The organism is Dickeya sp. Secpp 1600 (assembly GCF_003049805.1).
Lineage (GTDB): Bacteria > Pseudomonadota > Gammaproteobacteria > Enterobacterales > Enterobacteriaceae > Dickeya > Dickeya fangzhongdai.
In genome coordinates this window covers 2,487,400-2,504,898 of sequence record NZ_CP023484.1, presented here as the reverse complement: position 1 = coordinate 2,504,898, position 17,499 = coordinate 2,487,400, and the positions used below count along the sequence as shown (strand labels likewise).

The following is a 17,499-nucleotide window of genomic DNA, read 5'->3' as shown; positions in this document are numbered from 1 at the left end:
GGGAGGAACACAACATGAGTGAGTTTTATCAGGATGGTATTATCACCAATTTTCATAACCTTACCCGACGCAGCGTAGAGGAACTGGAATACGAGCTGCAGGTGTTTTCTGGTCAAAGCAGCATGGGGCTGATCCTCCCTTCCCTGTTTTCAGAACTGGAAGGTCCGGCGCTGGACAAGATTGTCGATATGCTGGCTCAGGTACCCTATCTGTCTGAAATTGTTATCGGGCTTGATCGGGCGGACCGCGATCAGTTTCTGTTTGCCCGGCAATTCTTTTCCCGACTCCCACAGCGGCACCGCATTTTGTGGAATGACGGCCCCCGTCTGACCCGGCTCAGCCAGGAGCTGGCCGATAAGGAACTGGCGCCGATGGAACAGGGAAAAGGCCGTAATGTCTGGTTTTGCGTCGGTTATACCCTGGCGTCGCGTCGTACTGCGTGCATCGCGCTGCATGATTGTGACATTGTCACCTATGATCGCGCCATGCTGGCCCGCCTGCTCTATCCGATCGCCAATCCCTATTTTCACTACGACTTTTGTAAAGGCTACTACGCTCGGGTAGCCGAAGGAAAATTAAACGGGCGCGTCGGGCGGCTACTGGTATTCCCGCTATTAAAATCACTGCAAAGCGTTTACGGTAATTCTGATTACCTCGAATATATGCGCAGTTTCCGCTACCCGTTATCCGGTGAGTTCGCCATGCGCAGCCATGTACTGCGTAATCTACGCATCCCAAGCGACTGGGGGCTGGAGATCGGCATGTTGTCGGAAATCCATCGGGGAACGGCGACCAGCCGTATCTGCCAGGTGGATATTGCCGACAACTATGACCACAAACATCAGCCGATATCGGAAAACGACCCCAGCTCCGGGTTGCAGCGTATGGCAATGGACATCACTAAAGCGCTGTACCGCAAACTGGCGATTCAGGGCGTCAACATCACGACCGATTCATTCCGGGTGCTGCGCGCCACTTACTACCGCACCGCGCTGGATATGATCGATTCGTTTGAACACGATGCGCGCATGAACGGCCTGCATTTTGACCGGCATACCGAGGAGTCGGCAGTGGAGCTGTTTGCCGATGTCATTACCCTATCCGGCCAGGCATACAGCGAAAGTCCGGGGGATAAACCGTTTGTACCCAGCTGGAACCGGGTTCAGTCGGCATTCCCTGATATTCTGGAGCGGCTGTACGACGCCGTTGAAGCAGATAATCAGGAAATGCACGGCGCATGACTCGTCGTATCGCCCCCAACGGGGCGATACCCTTAGCCCTGGCTGACGACGATAAACGCAATATCGGTGGTGAAAGAGCCATCTTGTCGAATGTCGTAATGGCGTGTGACCTCGGCTGACATCTGTTGCTGCAGAGCACGAATGGCGGTGACAAAATGTTCAGGGGTTCGCATGCGCGTCACCCAGCTCTGGAATTCCAGATGCAGGCGTGAAGTTTGCAGCGAACGTACTGTCAGCCCGGCTTCACTCAGCATCGTCAGCCATTCACCCGGCGTGTAATCGCGCACGTGAGAGGTGTCGCGCAGCATTTCTACGGTTTGTAAATACACATCTAGCACCGGGTGTCCTGGTGAAACCACATCCATGAGGATGGCTTCGCCTCCCGGTTTCAGCACCCTTCTTACTTCCCGCAAGGCTTGACCGACATCCTGCCAGTGATGGGCCGAATAACGGCTGATCACCACGTCAAAGCTGCCGTCGGCAAACGGCAATGATTCCGCCACCGCCTGTTGAGTCCTGATATTGGTCAGGCCTTTTTCCTGTGCGGCGCTGGCTACGACATCCAGCATGCGCGGCGATAAATCGCATGCCACCACGTTGCCGACCAGGCTGGCAACGGTAAAACTGACATGACCGGCGCCGGAGCCCAAGTCCAGCACGCTGGCATGGTTTTTACCCTGCAGACGGCGAGCCAATTCGGCCAAATCTTCTCCCTGCGCATGAACGGCACTGTTCAGATAGGCGCTGGCCTGCTCGCCAAATTGTTGTTCGACGGACTGCTGGTGACTTTTACTGCTTTCCATGTGTGTTCCTACCCGTGTTATCAATACCCAAACCAATAATTGCCTCGACAAAGCAATATAGTGTGAAAAAACCGCGTGTGACAAACCTGTTTTAGCTAAGCTGGAATCCTGCCCGAGGTTATGTTTGCAACATACTGCAAGTGTGAATCCTGCCTGCGAGGCTTCCCGAAAAGATCAATACTGACATAGAGATAGCTTCAGGGTTAAGGTATGCTCATTGTTATGATGGTGTCACAGCGGACGATGAGGCTGGCTCTTTGCGACAACGCATCACAGAGTCAGTGATCACTGCAGTCAGGAATGAAAGAGGAAAAATGCATGATTATTTTTGTTACCGGTGCAACGGCGGGATTTGGTGAAGCGATTACCCGGCGGTTTATCAAGGAAGGTCATCAGGTTATCGCCACGGGCCGCCGTCAGGATCGTCTTGATGCGCTGAAAGCCGAGTTTGGCGCGGCGCTTCTCACGCTGCGTCTCGATGTTCGCGATCGACAGGCTATCGAGCAGGCCATCGCCTCTCTGCCTGCTGAATGGCGCAATATTGATGTGCTGGTCAACAATGCCGGTTTGGCATTAGGGCTGGAGCCGGCTCACAAAGCCAACGTCAGCGACTGGGAAACCATGATCGATACCAACAATAAGGGGCTGGTGTTCATGACCCATGCGTTGTTGCCGGAAATGGTGAAACGCAATGCCGGCCATGTCATTAATATCGGCTCTACTGCAGGCAACTGGCCTTATCTGGGCGGGAACGTCTACGGTGCCAGCAAGGCGTTCGTACGCCAGTTCAGCCTGGGGTTGCGCGCCGACCTGTCCGGCACCCGGGTGCGGGTAACCAATATTGAGCCGGGTCTGGTGGGCGGAACCGAGTTCTCTGCCGTGCGTTTCAAAGGGGATGAGGCCAAGGTCAGCCAGACTTATGATAAATCCAACCCGCTGACGCCGGAAGATGTGACGGAAGCGGTATTCTGGGTAGCGACACTGCCGGCGCACGTCAACATCAACACGCTGGAAATGATGCCGGTGAGCCAAACCTACGGCGGTCTTAAGGTTAATCGCGACGAGTAAATCCCCCGTTCTGGCTTTTCGGCGCGGTAGCGGTTACCGCTTGCCACGCGTACGCCAACAGCGCGGGGCGATTCAGGGATCTATCTTTGCTGTTGAGCACGTGTCAATGTTCAGGATTATGGCCTCGCTGCTACCCTGAGGGCGTTAAGGCGTTTTCCTGAATATTTCGGGTTGGTTATAGTTTGGCTATGGCGGCGGATGCTATAGTCACCGTAATGATTCTTGGTTATGACAACGATCGTATTTACAGAAATTCCTGTCTGGGTGAAACATGCAGAAAAAAACACGTAATCTACTCCTTCTTCTTACTTCATCGCTGTTTAGTCTGAGTCTCTTGCAGTCTGCACAGGCAGCGCAACATATCATTATTGATAACGGCAACAGTGCGTTATCCAAAGAAGCGGCGCGTCAGAGCAGCGAGGATTGGAACGAAACACGCACCTTGCGTAATAAAGTCAACAAGCATCTCGAAAAACGGGTCGACAAGGCGGACAGAGATTTCGACAAGGCCGATATGGCCGAAGCGCTTGAAGAGAAATGCAAAGCCAGTTCCAACTTCAATGCTTACTGGGAGCCCAATTCATTACGTTGCCTTGATCGTCGCTCTGGCCGCCCGGTAACACCCTGATTTTTCACCTATACTGCCAGCGGATTTATCGGCTCATCGCTGGGCTTAGCAATCCATTGACTCGACAGGAGGATGTGATGAAGAAAGCAATGCTGGCCGGTACGTTGTTACTGCTGCTTACACCGCTAATGGCACAAGCGTCCTGCGAACGCGTTCGTGACGATATCGCCCGCAAGATTATCGCGAACGGTGTCCCTGAATCGGGTTTCGAACTGGATATTGTGCCTAATGATCAGGTCAGTCAGCACGGCGGACAGGTTGTTGGCCATTGCGAACAGGATACGCAAAAAATCGTCTATATTCGCCTGTCGGATGACACCGATGTTCTGACCCAACCTACGGCACCGACCGGCAAATCTCGCTGACCGGTTTCGGAAAACACGTCGTTACTGGCAGCACTGGCAGAAATAGTCAACCGATACAACACGTTGATGCTTAATGCTTAAACAGGCTAACCGATCTCCGGGGGACAACGTTCCCCCTTTTTTTGCCCTTCATTTAGACAAGTGAAAAGCGGGCGGATACGGATAATCAGGCACAGCTATAAAGAATGCCCTGCTCTTTGGGATAACGAACAGGGAATGTGTCTGCCAGATTAGTAAAACGACTGGTTAAATTAGAACGACTGGTTAATAGCAGAAAGGTCAATATAAGCGGACAGGTCCCGCTGTTCGGCACGAGGCAGATACGGTAATTCGCCTAGTTGAGGCGCGGGGATTTTTTCGCGCAGAGCGTGAATGATTTCGGCATAGTTGGCCAGACCTGGGTTGATGCGGTTCGCCACCCAGCCCACCAGCGGTAGCCCATCATTAATAACGGCTTGCGCCGTCAGCAGCGCATGGTTAATACAACCGAGCTTGATCCCAACCACCAGCACGACCGGCAGTTGCTCCTGAACCACCCACTCCGAATAGGTTCGCATGTCGTTCATCAATGTACGCCAGCCGCCGCTGCCTTCGACGACAACCATATCCGACAACTCGCTGAGCTGGTTCAAGCCCTCGGTCATCGCACAGTAATTGATCTCCAGCTCACTGGCGCTGATTTCATCTTCCTGCAACGACACCGGATTAACCTGCTGGTAAGTCAATGGGATCGACGACGCTTCCTGCAACACCAGCGCATCTTTGTTACGCAATCCCTCTTCCGTTTCCGTACAGCTCTTGGCGACAGGTTTATAACCCACTACGGTTTTTCCCGTTTTCGTCAGCGCCTGTAATAACGCCTTCGATACCACCGTTTTCCCCACGGCAGTATCCGTTCCTGTAACAAACATACGCTTTAACATGAAAACACCACTCCGGCAGGCCCCACCTGAAAAATAAACCTCAAAAAAACTTACTGATGAAGTCCAAAGTCTAGGGGATGGGCCGCCGGAGCGGCTTGCGTTAGCGCAATGTTTTGTCGGTCAACGGGAAACCGCGCCTTGATTGCGTCGTTGATTAGCCCTGCATCAGTTTAATCAGCAAAGAGCCGTTATAGAGCGCATCTTTGATTAGCGCCGCGCCGGGTACGGTCCCCTGATTGTAGAAATGGGTGGACGTCACCTGTAGGTGGTGACTATAGGCCGGCAGCGCCTGACGGCGAATGCAATCGATGATGGCGGGATACAGGATATCGGCGGCCTGATTCAGCGGCGAACCGATCAGAATTTTTTCCGGATTGAACAGATTAACCATGATGGCGGTAATCCGCCCCACGTTATTGCCGACATCAACAATGATATCTTTCGCCAGTTGATCGCCCTTCAGCGCGGCGTCGCATAAAGACTCTACCGTTAACGGCGAGCCGTGCAGCAGCGAACTCATTGACCCTTTCAGACGCTGTTGGGCCAGTTCCAGCATGCTTTCTATGCTGGCGACGGTTTCCAGACAACCGTGATTGCCGCAATAGCAACGTTTGCCGTAAGGATCGACCTGGGTATGGCCGATTTCCACCAGCGTCCGGCTGCCGGCATGCAGGATGCGGCCACCGGTAATGACGCCGGCGCCCACGTTATGGTCGATGACAATCTGGATGACGTTTTGGCAACCGCGTGACGCGCCAAACAGCGCCTCCGCCATAGTCCAGGCGCAGATATCGTGCTGTAAATAAACCGGCACGCCGGTGCGCTTTTCCAGCGCCGGGCCGATCGCCATCTCTTCCACATCGTAAAACGGCATACGATGAATGATGCCGGTGGACGAATCCACCATCCCCGGCGACGTGATGGCGATAGCCGTCAGGCGCTCCAGTTTGCGCTGATGGCGAATAAAAAACTGATCGATTTCAATCAGGATGCGATCAAGCAACGATTGCGGATGTTCTGTAGGTAAATCAACCAGTTCCTCCACGACCAAGTGCCCGCTGAGATCGCGCAGAGCCAGCGTCATGATCTGGTTGCTGATCCGTACCGACAGGTAGTGCCAGGCTTCGGTATCCAAAACCAGACCGATAGCCGGGCGCCCACGGCTGCCCATTTCCTGATACTCCGTTTCCCGTACCAGATGGGCTTCCATCAGTTCGCGCACAATCTTGGTAATGCTGGCAGGAGCAAGCTGGGCCTGTTTTGACAACTCGATGCGGGAGATGGGGCCATTTTCATCGATCAGCCGATAAACGCCACCTGCATTAATCTGTTTAATCTGATCGATGTGTCCCGGCTGACCACTGACAATCACTCTGAAACGGCTCCTGCGATTAGGCGTAATTGGTATTTTTTACGCTGTAAAATAAAAAACTGAGGCTATGGTGGAGCTTTTGTAAATAGCCGTCAAATATTTGATTCGATATGTGATTAACCGCACATATTTTTGACGGTGCTGCCCAGCATAAGTGTGATCAGCGTTTGAGCGGCGGTGTTCAGCGGCCGGTGTTGATGAGTGACCAACCACATTTCGCTAATAGCGTCTTTTTCCTGCAAAGACAGGTACTTGACGCCATCCACCCGGATACGACGGAATGACGCCGGCAGCAGGGACACCCCCAGACCGGAAGATACCAGCCCGATAATGGTCATCGCCTCGCCAACTTCCTGGGTAATGTAAGGGGTAATGCCGTATTTCTTGAGCAATGTCAGCACTTCGTCGTACAGCGCGGTTCCCACTTCCCGGGCGAAAAAAACAAACGGTTCGTTGGCCAACTGCTGAATACTGATGTGACCACCGGGGGCGGCGGCCAGCGGATGTTCTTCATGCACCACCGCGACCATCGGCTCGTGTAGCAACAGCTGATGGCGCAGTGTTTCCGGCAGCGGATTATTACGCATCACGCCCAGATCCAGCTTGCCGTCAAGCAGCGGCTCAATCTGCTGTTTGGTGTTGATCTCCAGCATCTGGATATGTACTTCGGGGTAACTCTGGCGAAACTGCAACAAACTGCGCGAAACCTGTTTGACGAAAGGCGCCGACGAGGTGAAACCGATATTGAGCTCCCCGATTTCCCCGCGCTGGATACGGGCGGCGCGCTCCGCCGCCTGATTAACCTGATTGATGATGGCCCAGGCTTCTTTCAGGAACAGCTCGCCCGCCTGGGTCAGGCGCACGTTGCGATTGTTACGTTCCAGCAGTTGGGCGCCGATTTGCTCTTCCAGCGCCTGTATCTGCTGACTGAGCGGTGGCTGGGAGATATGCAGCTTTTCAGCGGCGCGCCCGAAATGAAGTTCTTCCGCTACGGCAATAAAGTAGCGTAAATGTCTGAGTTCGATATTCATATTTATAAAGTATCATTATTAATGATTAATATATTATACAAAACAATCGAGCCAATTCTATGATGCGCTCACTGATGTTTCTGCCGTATTTTTTCCGGATAAGGATTGATTTTGAGTACCCCGCTGTCTGCACAAGGAATGTCCGTTTCTGTCACCGACGACATTCAACCTCAACGCAACATTCACGCGCCCATTTATAAAAATCCGTTTATCACCCGAGGTACGCCGGCGTTCATTCGCGTCACGTTGGCGCTGTTTTCCGCCGGCCTGGCGACGTTCGCTTTACTGTACTGCGTGCAACCGATACTGCCGGTACTGTCGCAGGCGTTTGGCGTGTCGCCGGCAACCAGCAGCCTGTCGCTCTCTGTCTCCACCATTACCATGGCGGTCGGGTTATTGTTTACCGGCCCGCTGTCGGACACCATCGGTCGTAAAAATGTGATGGTGGTGTCCCTGTTGCTGGCCTCGGTCTGTACCCTGATTGGTTCGATGATGACGAACTGGACGGGACTACTGGCCATGCGGGCGCTGGTTGGCTTATCGCTCAGCGGTGTGGCGGCGGTGGCGATGACGTACCTGAGCGAAGAAATTCACCCCAGCGTGGTGGCGTTCTCAATGGGGTTATACATCAGCGGCAATTCTATTGGCGGCATGAGCGGGCGCCTGCTGACCGGGGTTATTACCGATTTTTTCAACTGGCGTGTCTCTATCGCCTGCATCGGCGTGGTCGCCCTGCTGGCCTCGCTGACGTTCTGGCGGATCTTGCCTGATTCCCGCCATTTTCGCGCGGGTTCGCTGCGGCCCAAAACACTGTGGATCAATGTCCGCCTGCACTGGCGTGACGCGGGTTTGCCGTTGTTGTTCGCCGAGGGTTTCCTGCTGATGGGGACCTTTGTCACCCTGTTCAACTACATTGGCTATCGGTTGCTGGGCGCACCCTATAACCTGAGTCAGACTGTCGTAGGATTGTTGTCGGTGGTCTACCTGACCGGTAGCTACGCTTCCCCGCGCGCCGGGGCAATGATCGCCCGTTTTGGCCGGGGACCGGTGCTGGTCGGCAGTGTTGCCCTGATGCTGTCCGGCCTGCTGCTGACCCTGTTTAGCTCGCTGCTGATAATGTTCGCCGGGATGATGCTGTTCGCGGCGGGGTTCTTTGCCGCCCACTCGGTCGCCAGCAGTTGGATTGGCGTGCGGGCGCTGCGCGCCAGAGGCCAGGCATCATCCCAGTATCTGTTCTGCTATTATCTGGGGTCGAGCCTGGCTGGTACCTCCGGCGGTTTCTTCTGGTACCACTACGGCTGGACCGGTCTGGTACTGTTTCTGTCATGCCTGCTGGTACTGGCGCTGTGGATCGGGTTGAAACTGAAGTCCCTGAAAAACACGGTGTAATTCACCAGTAATGGTATCATTTGCGACTCACCGAGCCAGAACGCGCCGGCCGGTGAGTCTCCCCACCGTCTCTCTCCGCTTTTTTCGCTGCTAAAACGATAGCGATGCTGGTTGCTAAACTGAGCGTTTAGATTAGAATGCATAAGTATGTTGTAACTAAATGGATGTTGTATGGCCGCTTACGACCTGATCGAGCGTATGAATCATTGCTTCACTACCCTTGAAGCGCAATTGTCCGAAATGCATCAGTTGTTTCGGACCTTTCGCTTTGCCAGCGGGCATATCTTTACCCTTCCGCTGGTAGAGAAAGGCACCGAGCACGATCCGGTCACGCAGATTCACGTCACACCGGTCATCGGCGATGACGCATGCGACGCCGGCTTACAGCATTTTCGCCATCTGTTTATTCACCACCATGCGGAAACCGTCAGCAGCAAAGCGGCGATTCGCCTGCCCGGCGTGCTGTGTTTTCGGGTTGATCAGCCGGAATACCTGCAGGCGTATCAGTTAATTACCGATATCAACGCGCGGAAAAAAGAACTCGAACAGATCATTACGGTGGAATCCGGGCTGGAACCGGAGCAACGTTTCGATTTTGTTCATACCCACTTAAAAGGGCTAATCACACTCAGCGCCTACCGCACTATTACCCTGCTGGTCGACCCGACGTCGGTGCGATTTGGCTGGGCCAATAAGAACATCATCAAAAATATCACCCGCAATGAGTTGCTGGAAAAACTGGATAAAAGCTTGCGCGCCGGGCGCAGCCAGGCGCCGTACAGCAAGGAACAGTGGGCGTCCCTGCTGGAGCAGGAAATCCGTGATGTAAAACGCCTGCCGGAGCAGGCGTCGCTGAAAATAAAACGACCGGTGAAAGTGCAGCCTATCGCCAGAGTCTGGTATCAGGAACAGCAGAAGCAGGTGCAGTATCCCTGCCCTTCGCCGTTGCTGGTGTTATGCCGCCAGGACGCGGTACCCGTGATGGGCGAACTGAACGACTACGACGCTGACAACATTCAGCACCGGCACCGTCCCAAAGCCAAGCCATTACGGCTATTGATCCCCCGGCTGCATCTGTACACCGATGACGGCATGTGAGCGTTAAGACTTCATACTGCCAACCATATCTTCCGGACGTACCCACTGGGTGAACTGTTCTTCGGTCAGGTAGCCCAGCTTCAACGCCGACGCTTTCAGCGTCAGCCCTTCTTTATGGGCTTTTTTGGCGATTTCCGCCGCTTTGTCATAACCGATGTGCGGATTGAGCGCCGTCACCAGCATCAGCGACTCATTCAACAGCTGGTTGATGCGCTCGCGATTAGGCTCAATCCCGACGGCGCAATGCTCGTTGAAACTTTTCATGCCGTCAGCCAGCAGCCGTACCGACTGCAGGAAGTTGTGGATCACCATCGGACGGAACACGTTCAATTCGAAATTACCGGACGCGCCGCCCATGTTTACCGCCACATCGTTTCCCATCACCTGGCAACACAGCATGGTCATGGCTTCACACTGCGTAGGATTGACCTTGCCCGGCATGATGGAACTGCCCGGTTCGTTTTCCGGAATGGCGATTTCGCCGATACCGCAACGCGGCCCGGACGCCAGCCAGCGAACATCGTTGGCAATTTTCATCAACGATGCCGCCAGCCCTTTCAAGGCGCCGTGCCCGTGAACCAGTGCGTCGCAGGTGGCTAACGCTTCAAACTTGTTCGGCGCGGTGACAAACGGGTGACCAGTCAGCGACGCCAGTTCCGCCGCCACCCGCACCGCGTATTCCGGGTGCGTATTTAATCCGGTACCGACCGCGGTGCCGCCCAACGCCAGTTCGCACAGGTGCGGAATACTGTTTTCGATGTGACGCAAATTATGCGCCAGCATCGCCACCCAACCGGAAATCTCCTGCCCCAGCGTCAGCGGCGTCGCGTCCTGCAAATGGGTTCGGCCGATTTTGACGATATCGACGAATTGCGCGGCTTTATCCGCCAGCGTTTGCTGCAACACGTTCAGCTCAGGGATCAGGTGTTCCCGCACCACGGTGACCGCCGCCACATGCATCGCGGTGGGGAAAACATCGTTAGAACTCTGGCTCTTATTGACATCGTCATTCGGATGCACCAGTCGTTCGTTGCCCCGCACACCGCCCAACACTTCGCTGGCCCGATTCGCCAGCACTTCGTTCATATTCATATTGGTCTGGGTACCGGAGCCGGTCTGCCAGATAGCCAGCGGGAATTCGCCGGCGTGCAGCCCGTTCAGTACCTCGTCCGCGGCCTGAAGAATGGCATCGCCTTTGTCTGTGGGCAACAGCCCCAGATCCATATTAACGCGGGCGGCCGCCCGCTTGGTTTGCGCCAGCGCCACGATCAGCGCTCTCGGCATTTTTTCTTCCGAAATACGGAAATGCTCCAGCGAACGCTGGGTCTGAGCCCCCCAAAGGTGCGCTGCCGGTACGGCAATCGGCCCCATGGAGTCTTTTTCGATTCGAGTGTCTGACATGGTTTTCTCCTTTGCAAAACAAGTCACTTTCAGATGAGTGCGAATTTTTACCCTTCTGGAATCATGGCATATAAAGCATTAACATGGCGTGCATTAAGACGGTGCAGTCCTTTCCAGCGGAGTTTCCACCGTCGCCGTTATGGAAATTAACAATCTGTTTAATGACAGGAAAATATTATGCAAAAAATGCGCAACAGTGTGCAGAATTACGCTTGGGGCAGTAAACACGCGTTAACTGAACTGTATGGGATTGAAAACCCGGGTAATCTTCCAATGGCGGAACTGTGGATGGGCGCACATCCGAAAAGCAGTTCTCTGCTGCTTGACGAGCAAGGGCAAACGCACAATCTGCGGGAGTTGATCAATAGCGATCAGCCCGGTTTTCTGGGTGATGCGGTAGCCCAGCGCTTTGGCGAATTGCCGTTCCTGTTCAAGGTATTGTGCGCCGAACAGCCGCTGTCGATTCAGGTACACCCGAATAAATCCGCCGCCGAGGCGGGATTCGCCCGGGAAAATGCCGCCGGCATCGCGCTGGATTCTCCCCAACGCAATTACAAGGACGCCAACCACAAACCGGAACTGGTCTTCGCCCTTACCTCCTACCTGGCGATGAACGGCTTTCGCGAACTGACCGAGATTGCCGGTCTTTTGCAGCCGCTGGCCGGCGCCCATCCGGCGATCGCCGCGTTTTTACAGCGCCCGGACAGCCAGACGCTGACAACGCTGTTCTCCAGCCTGTTGAGCATGAACGGCGAACAGAAAGCGTCGGCTATCGCAGAACTGAAACGCGTGCTGGATAGTCAACACGGCGAACCCTGGGATACCATCCGATTTATTGCGCAGTTTTACCCTGATGACGGAGGTCTGTTCTCTCCGCTATTGCTGAATGTCGTCACACTGAAACCCGGCGAAGCCATGTTCCTGTATGCCGAAACCCCGCATGCCTACCTGCAGGGCGTGGCGCTGGAAGTGATGGCCAATTCGGACAACGTCCTGCGCGCCGGCCTGACGCCCAAATATATTGATATTCCCGAGCTGCTCGCCAACGTCCGTTTCGAATCGAAACCTGCCGCTTCTCTGCTCACCTCGCCGATAAAAACGGCCAATGAACTGAGTTTCCCCATTCCGGTCGATGACTTTGCCTTTTCACTGCATTATCTTACGGATGCGCCGCAAACGCTCAGCCAACAGAGCGCGGCGATAATTTTTTGCGTCGAAGGCCAGGCGGTGCTGGAAAAAGGAGCTCAACAGGTCAAGCTGCTGCCAGGCGAATCCTGCTTTATCTCCGCCAGCGAATCACCGGTTCAGGTTCAGGGCCAGGGTCAGATTGCCCGCGTCTATAACCGGCCTTTAATGGTATAAAGCTATGTACTCCCCGATGAGGGATACGACACCGTGAATCAACAAGGAAATATATAGCGTGGCCAAAAAAACAGTGGTAGCGGCGGGAATCGTTATTGCTCTCGCAGCGGCCTGGGGGGGCGCCTCCTGGTTTACCGGTAAACAGATTGAGCAACACATCGGCGAAGTTACCGACAACCTGAACAACGGGCTGAAAAACGCCTACCCGCAGGCGGGCATCAAGGTGACATTCCGCGACTATCAGCGCGGCATATTCACAAGCCAGGTTGCCCTGGTGGTACAGTCAGACGGTTCCGACGCCCGTCAGCATCTGTTGGCCGCGAACGAAGAAGTGGTGTTTAACACCACCGTCTTCCACGGCCCTTTCCCGCTCACCGCCAGCCAGTTTAGCCTGAAGCCGGCGATGGCGGCCGTGCACGGCGAACTGGCCAATACCGACTCGGTAAAAGCGCTGTTTGAACTGACCAAAAACAAACCGTTCATCACCGCCGATAGCCGTATCGATTACAGCGGCGACACGCACTCCGCCGTCACGCTGGAAGCGCTGGACGTTCAGAGCCCGGAAATGAAGGCCAATTTCAGCGGCACCACGCTGCTGGTGGATCTGGCCGGCGATCTGCGGGCGGGCAAAGTGATGGGGAATGTCGCTAATCTAACGATGGAAAAACCCAATCTGCAGGGACAGAACGAAAAGCTGACGCTGCAGGATCTGGCGCTTAACAGCGATACCCGCAAAGGCAAATTCGATCTCGAAGTCGGCGGCGTCAAGCTAACGCTGAAAAAACTGGCGCTGGACGTTCAGGGCGGCGATAGCCTGGCGCTGAACGATTTCGCGCTGGTCAACCACACCACGGAAGATGACGCCAACTTGGCGGGACAGATGACGCTGACCCTGGGCTCGGCACTGTTCCGCGATCAAAATCTGGGATCGCTGAACATGAACGTCAACTTCTCCGGGCTGGATGGCAAAGGCACTCGCCAGTTCATGACCGAATACCAGAAAAACCTGCAGTCGCTGTTGCAGAATATCGACCAGGTCACGCCGGAAATCTACGACCAGCAACTGGCCGCGCTGGTTCTGCACAACCTGCCGCAGTTGCTGAAAGGCAATCCAAGCGTCAAGGTCGCGCCGTTCAGTTGGAAGAGCGCCAAAGGCGAAAGTACCTTCACGCTGGCGCTGGACCTGACCGATCCGCTGCAGAAAAGCGCAGCGCCGACCGCTAATCTGTCTGATGAAGAAGCGATTATTCGCCAGTCGGTGAAAAATCTGGATGCTCGTCTCAACGTGCCGCTGGATATGATCACCGAGCTGATGGTGCAAACCGCGCCGAAAGCCTCTTCTGACGACGAGAGAAAGCAACTGGAACAGATGGCGCGTCAGCAGACGCAACTGATGGCGAACATCGGCCAGATGAGTCAGGTCACCGTGACCAAAGACAACGCCATTACCAGTTCGCTGCAATACAGCGACGGTACCGTGACCTTCAACGGCCGCAAGATTCCGCTGGCGGAGTTCATCGCCCCGTTCATCACGCTGCCGTCGGAGAACGTGCCTGAAGAAGGCGATGATTCCCAGGCCGCGCCGGAAGAACAGCAGCCGGACGCGTCAGTCAGCCCGTAACCCTTCACAGGCGCCCGGCAACAGGGCGCCTGTTTCTCACCCGCCTGCCTTTTCTCGCGCGTCGACGTTTAGACAAATTGAACGCCCATAACGGCACGCGTTCGCCCGCCATGCACAGGCGAGACAAACTCGTTTATGCTAAACCTGTGTTATGCCTGTTGTGATATACAAATTTCTTTTTATCAATCAATAGCAAAGTGCGTGACTTTATTCTTATACTGCACAGCGAGTTATCAGACCGTGTCCCTCACGGCGCAGTGGCGATAAAACCAGCGTCATGAGGAATGCCGCCTGACTGATGGATTTTTTTAATAAAAAAAGAGTAGAACATGATTAATCCGCACATTCCGCTGACGGATATCCATCGCCATCTCGATGGTAATATCCGTCCTCAGACCATCCTTGAATTGGGCCGCCAGTTTACTATCGAGCTGCCGGGTAACGACCTGGCTTCACTGCGCCCTCATGTCCAGATAGTCGACAACGAACCTGACCTGCTCCGTTTTCTGCAAAAACTGGACTGGGGCGTGGCCGTGCTGGGGTCGCTGGATGCCTGTCGCCGGGTGGCTTACGAAAACGTTGAAGACGCCATACGTGCCGGACTGGATTATGCCGAACTGCGCTTTTCCCCCTACTACATGGCCCGCAGCCATCAACTGCCTCTGGAAGGCGTAGTGGAAGCGGTGATTGACGGCATTGCCGCAGGTTGCCGCGACCATAACCACGACGTCATGATACGTCTGATCGGTATCATGAGCCGCACCTTTGGTACTCAGGCCTGCGAACAGGAACTGGATGCGTTGCTGGCGCACAAGGACAATATCGTCGCTATCGACCTGGCGGGTGATGAACTCGGTTTCCCCGGCGAACTGTTCACCACCCACTTTACCCGCGCTCGTGATGCGGGCTGGCATCTTACCACCCATGCTGGCGAGGCTGCCGGCCCGGAAAGCATCTGGCAGGCGATTAAGCAACTGGGTGCCGAGCGCATCGGTCATGGCGTGACCGCCATCGTCGATCGCGCATTAATGGAGTACATGGCTGAACACCAGATTGGCATCGAGTCCTGCCTGACCTCCAATCTGCAAACCAGTACGGTAAAAGCGATGAATGAACACCCGCTGGTGCATTTTCTGCACCACGGTATTCCGGCCACCATCAACACCGATGATCCGGCGGTTCAGGGGATCGAAATCCGTCATGAGTATGAGATAGCGGCTCCGCAGGCCGGTCTGTCGCCGGATGACATTCGCCAGGCTCAGGAAAACGGGCTGCGTGTCGCGTTTATCTCCGAACAGGAAAAGCAGCTGTTGCGCCAGCGAGCACAGCAACGGCAACCGTCCTGACGCAATACGCAAAAAGCGGATACCGAGGTATCCGCTTTTTGCATTTCGACCTGCTTACTGCATCGTCGTCATAACGACAATATCAGATCAGTCTTGCGGCTGGACAGACGAGTGGTGACTGGTGATAAGCCACTGCCCGTTCTTGAAGGCATAAGTGTAGGTATAGCGCGCCTTGGCCTGCGACTTGTCGCCGAAGGTAAAGGTGTAGTTTCCGGTATCCAGCGCTTCATTACAGCCGATTTTGATGACTCGCTTATCGATGCTGCCAGACGGTTTTTTCGGTAAGAAATGTTCAAAATAATCAATACGTTCTGCGTCGTTCGTCCGCATTTTTGAAGACAGCGTCGGCAACAGTACGGCGTCAGACGCATAATTGGCGTTCACTTTCTTTGCATCGCCGGTCTGCAGCGACTGATTCCAGCGATCGAACAAACTGGCGATAGTTTTTTCGTCAGTCTTAACACAGGTTTCGGTGTTGGCGGCATAAGCCTGAGAAGTGATGGCAGCGCTAAGCAAACTCAACGATAACAGAACTTTTTTATACATTGTGTCCCTCACTATAGTGACTAATCAGATACTGCGTGTGTCTGTGAGCCCACAATATGGGGCAGCACAGATAGTCACTATAATAAAAGATTAACGTTATGAACTGTAACCAATTGAAACTATATTAGTGATAGCCGCTGCCGATGAAAAACCGCATCTAACCACTTGTCTTAGCGATTATTTTTCTGTCGCCTCGCCGCCGGCAGACGCTGCCGATCTCTTGGCATAACGTTGCGCCAGCGTCGCACACACCATCAGTTGGATCTGGTGGAAAATCATCAACGGCAGCACCATCGCCCCCACTGCCGCCGCGGGAAACAGCACATTCGCCATTGGAATACCGTTGGCCAGGCTCTTTTTCGAACCACAGAACACGATGGTGATTTCATCTTCCGTACTGAATCCCAGTTTGCGAGCCGCCAGCGTGGTGCATACCAGTACAATGCCCAGCAGCACCAGCGAACAGACGACGACCGCCAGCAGCGACCAGCCATTAATCTGATGCCAAATCCCCTGGACCACCGCCTCGCTGAACGCCACATACACCACCAGCAGAATGGATGAACGGTCAGTGATATTGATCAGTTTGCGATGACGATCAACCCACTTGGCAATCAGCGGACGGGACAGGTGACCGATGACGAACGGCACCATCAGTTGCATGATAATCGCGCCAATCGCGTGCAGCGTATCCGTCTGTCCGCCCTGCGTATGCATCAGCAAGCCGACCAGTACCGGCGACAGAAAAACCCCGAGAATACTCGACGCCGAGGCGCTGCAGATCGCAGCCGCCACGTTGCCGCGCGCCATAGAAGTAAACGCGATGGCGGACTGCACGGTCGCCGGCAGCGCGCACAAATACAGGAAACCGAGATACAACCCCGGCGTTAATATCTGCGGCGACAGAAACGCCATGCCAATCCCCAACAGCGGGAACAGGATGAAGGTGCTGGCAAACACCACCAGATGCAAACGCCAATGGCCCATACCGGCGGTGATGGCGTCACGGGACAGCTTGGCGCCATGCATGAAGAACAGCAGTGCGATTGCCGCATTGGTCAGGTTCTCAAAGAAAACCTTGGCCGCGCCTTCACACGGGAAAATAGACGCGGTAATCACCACCGCAATCAAAACCAGCAAAAATTTGTCAATTTTTAAGCGTTGTAACCATGCCATAACGTGTTTGCATCCTCAGACATAAAAAATACAGGCGATCCTAAGATCGCCTGCATTAAACAATGCCCTACTATCAGCAATAAACACCCATAATGCAAGGCTGAAGCCCGCCTCACAGTCAAGGTTTTC

16 protein-coding genes are annotated in these 17,499 nt (G+C 54.5%); 9 read left to right on the top strand and 7 right to left on the bottom strand.

The genetic code is table 11. The annotated features are described in order from the left end of the window. Window positions 1-14: 14 nt before the first annotated feature. The gene (locus CPA59_RS11245; RefSeq protein ID WP_038919058.1) at window positions 15-1,241 is read left to right on the top strand and encodes a glycosyl transferase; all 1,227 of its coding nucleotides are present in this window, start codon (window positions 15-17) and stop codon (window positions 1,239-1,241) included. Window positions 1,242-1,273: 32 nt separating this feature from the next. Here CPA59_RS11245 and CPA59_RS11240 read toward each other — a convergent pair whose 3' ends face one another. Continuing rightward, the gene (locus tag CPA59_RS11240; RefSeq protein ID WP_107759377.1) at window positions 1,274-2,044 is read right to left on the bottom strand and encodes a class I SAM-dependent methyltransferase; all 771 of its coding nucleotides are present in this window, start codon (window positions 2,042-2,044) and stop codon (window positions 1,274-1,276) included. Between the two features lie 318 nt (window positions 2,045-2,362). Between CPA59_RS11240 and ydfG the strand changes: the two genes are divergently transcribed. From ydfG to CPA59_RS11225, 3 genes are all read left to right on the top strand, one after another. Then, window positions 2,363-3,112, top strand: coding sequence for a bifunctional NADP-dependent 3-hydroxy acid dehydrogenase/3-hydroxypropionate dehydrogenase YdfG (gene ydfG, locus CPA59_RS11235; RefSeq protein ID WP_038919056.1), 750 nt, complete (start codon window positions 2,363-2,365; stop codon window positions 3,110-3,112). 271 nt (window positions 3,113-3,383) lie between these two features. Next, window positions 3,384-3,740 carry a DUF1283 family protein gene (locus CPA59_RS11230; RefSeq protein ID WP_038919055.1) on the top strand — a complete coding sequence of 119 codons (357 nt, stop codon included), beginning with the start codon at window positions 3,384-3,386 and terminating at the stop codon, window positions 3,738-3,740. 77 nt (window positions 3,741-3,817) lie between these two features. Beyond that, window positions 3,818-4,105: a DUF1161 domain-containing protein gene (locus CPA59_RS11225; RefSeq protein WP_038919053.1), complete on the top strand. Its 288-nt coding sequence runs from the start codon at window positions 3,818-3,820 to the stop codon at window positions 4,103-4,105. Window positions 4,106-4,356: 251 nt separating this feature from the next. Here CPA59_RS11225 and bioD read toward each other — a convergent pair whose 3' ends face one another. The 3 genes from bioD to CPA59_RS11210 all read right to left on the bottom strand — a co-directional run bounded on the left by bioD (window position 4,357) and on the right by CPA59_RS11210 (window position 7,431). Further along, window positions 4,357-5,028, bottom strand: a complete 672-nt coding sequence (bioD, locus tag CPA59_RS11220) for a dethiobiotin synthase (protein ID WP_038658704.1) — start codon at window positions 5,026-5,028, stop codon at window positions 4,357-4,359. 154 nt (window positions 5,029-5,182) lie between these two features. Then, window positions 5,183-6,400, bottom strand: coding sequence for an ROK family transcriptional regulator (locus tag CPA59_RS11215; protein WP_049853990.1), 1,218 nt, complete (start codon window positions 6,398-6,400; stop codon window positions 5,183-5,185). A gap of 116 nt (window positions 6,401-6,516) precedes the next feature. After that, a complete protein-coding gene (locus CPA59_RS11210) occupies window positions 6,517-7,431 on the bottom strand; it encodes a LysR family transcriptional regulator (protein WP_049853989.1) in 915 nt (304 codons plus the stop codon). A gap of 138 nt (window positions 7,432-7,569) precedes the next feature. Between CPA59_RS11210 and CPA59_RS11205 the strand changes: the two genes are divergently transcribed. Together CPA59_RS11205 and tus are read left to right on the top strand one after the other, a co-directional pair. Next, on the top strand, window positions 7,570-8,820 hold the full coding sequence (locus CPA59_RS11205; RefSeq protein ID WP_107759375.1) for an MFS transporter: 1,251 nt from the start codon (window positions 7,570-7,572) through the stop codon (window positions 8,818-8,820). A 171-nt stretch (window positions 8,821-8,991) separates the two neighbouring features. Further along, complete coding sequence (tus, locus tag CPA59_RS11200; RefSeq protein WP_107759373.1) at window positions 8,992-9,918, top strand: DNA replication terminus site-binding protein; 927 nt, start codon at window positions 8,992-8,994, stop codon at window positions 9,916-9,918. A gap of 3 nt (window positions 9,919-9,921) precedes the next feature. Here the strand turns inward: tus and fumC are convergent, their stop codons facing one another. After that, window positions 9,922-11,319: a class II fumarate hydratase gene (fumC, locus tag CPA59_RS11195; protein WP_049853986.1), complete on the bottom strand. Its 1,398-nt coding sequence runs from the start codon at window positions 11,317-11,319 to the stop codon at window positions 9,922-9,924. Window positions 11,320-11,496: 177 nt separating this feature from the next. Between fumC and manA the strand changes: the two genes are divergently transcribed. From manA to add, 3 genes are all read left to right on the top strand, one after another. Further along, on the top strand, window positions 11,497-12,681 hold the full coding sequence (manA, locus tag CPA59_RS11190) for a mannose-6-phosphate isomerase (protein ID WP_107759371.1): 1,185 nt from the start codon (window positions 11,497-11,499) through the stop codon (window positions 12,679-12,681). Between the two features lie 58 nt (window positions 12,682-12,739). Continuing rightward, window positions 12,740-14,302 (top strand): YdgA family protein, encoded by a 1,563-nt coding sequence (locus CPA59_RS11185; RefSeq protein WP_107759369.1) that lies wholly within the window; start codon window positions 12,740-12,742, stop codon window positions 14,300-14,302. A gap of 329 nt (window positions 14,303-14,631) precedes the next feature. After that, window positions 14,632-15,648, top strand: a complete 1,017-nt coding sequence (gene add, locus CPA59_RS11180; protein WP_038919044.1) for an adenosine deaminase — start codon at window positions 14,632-14,634, stop codon at window positions 15,646-15,648. 87 nt (window positions 15,649-15,735) lie between these two features. Here add and CPA59_RS11175 read toward each other — a convergent pair whose 3' ends face one another. Together CPA59_RS11175 and CPA59_RS11170 are read right to left on the bottom strand one after the other, a co-directional pair. Further along, window positions 15,736-16,194: an SgcJ/EcaC family oxidoreductase gene (locus CPA59_RS11175; protein WP_038658728.1), complete on the bottom strand. Its 459-nt coding sequence runs from the start codon at window positions 16,192-16,194 to the stop codon at window positions 15,736-15,738. Between the two features lie 177 nt (window positions 16,195-16,371). Further along, window positions 16,372-17,370: a bile acid:sodium symporter family protein gene (locus CPA59_RS11170; protein WP_107759367.1), complete on the bottom strand. Its 999-nt coding sequence runs from the start codon at window positions 17,368-17,370 to the stop codon at window positions 16,372-16,374. Window positions 17,371-17,499 lie beyond the last annotated feature (129 nt).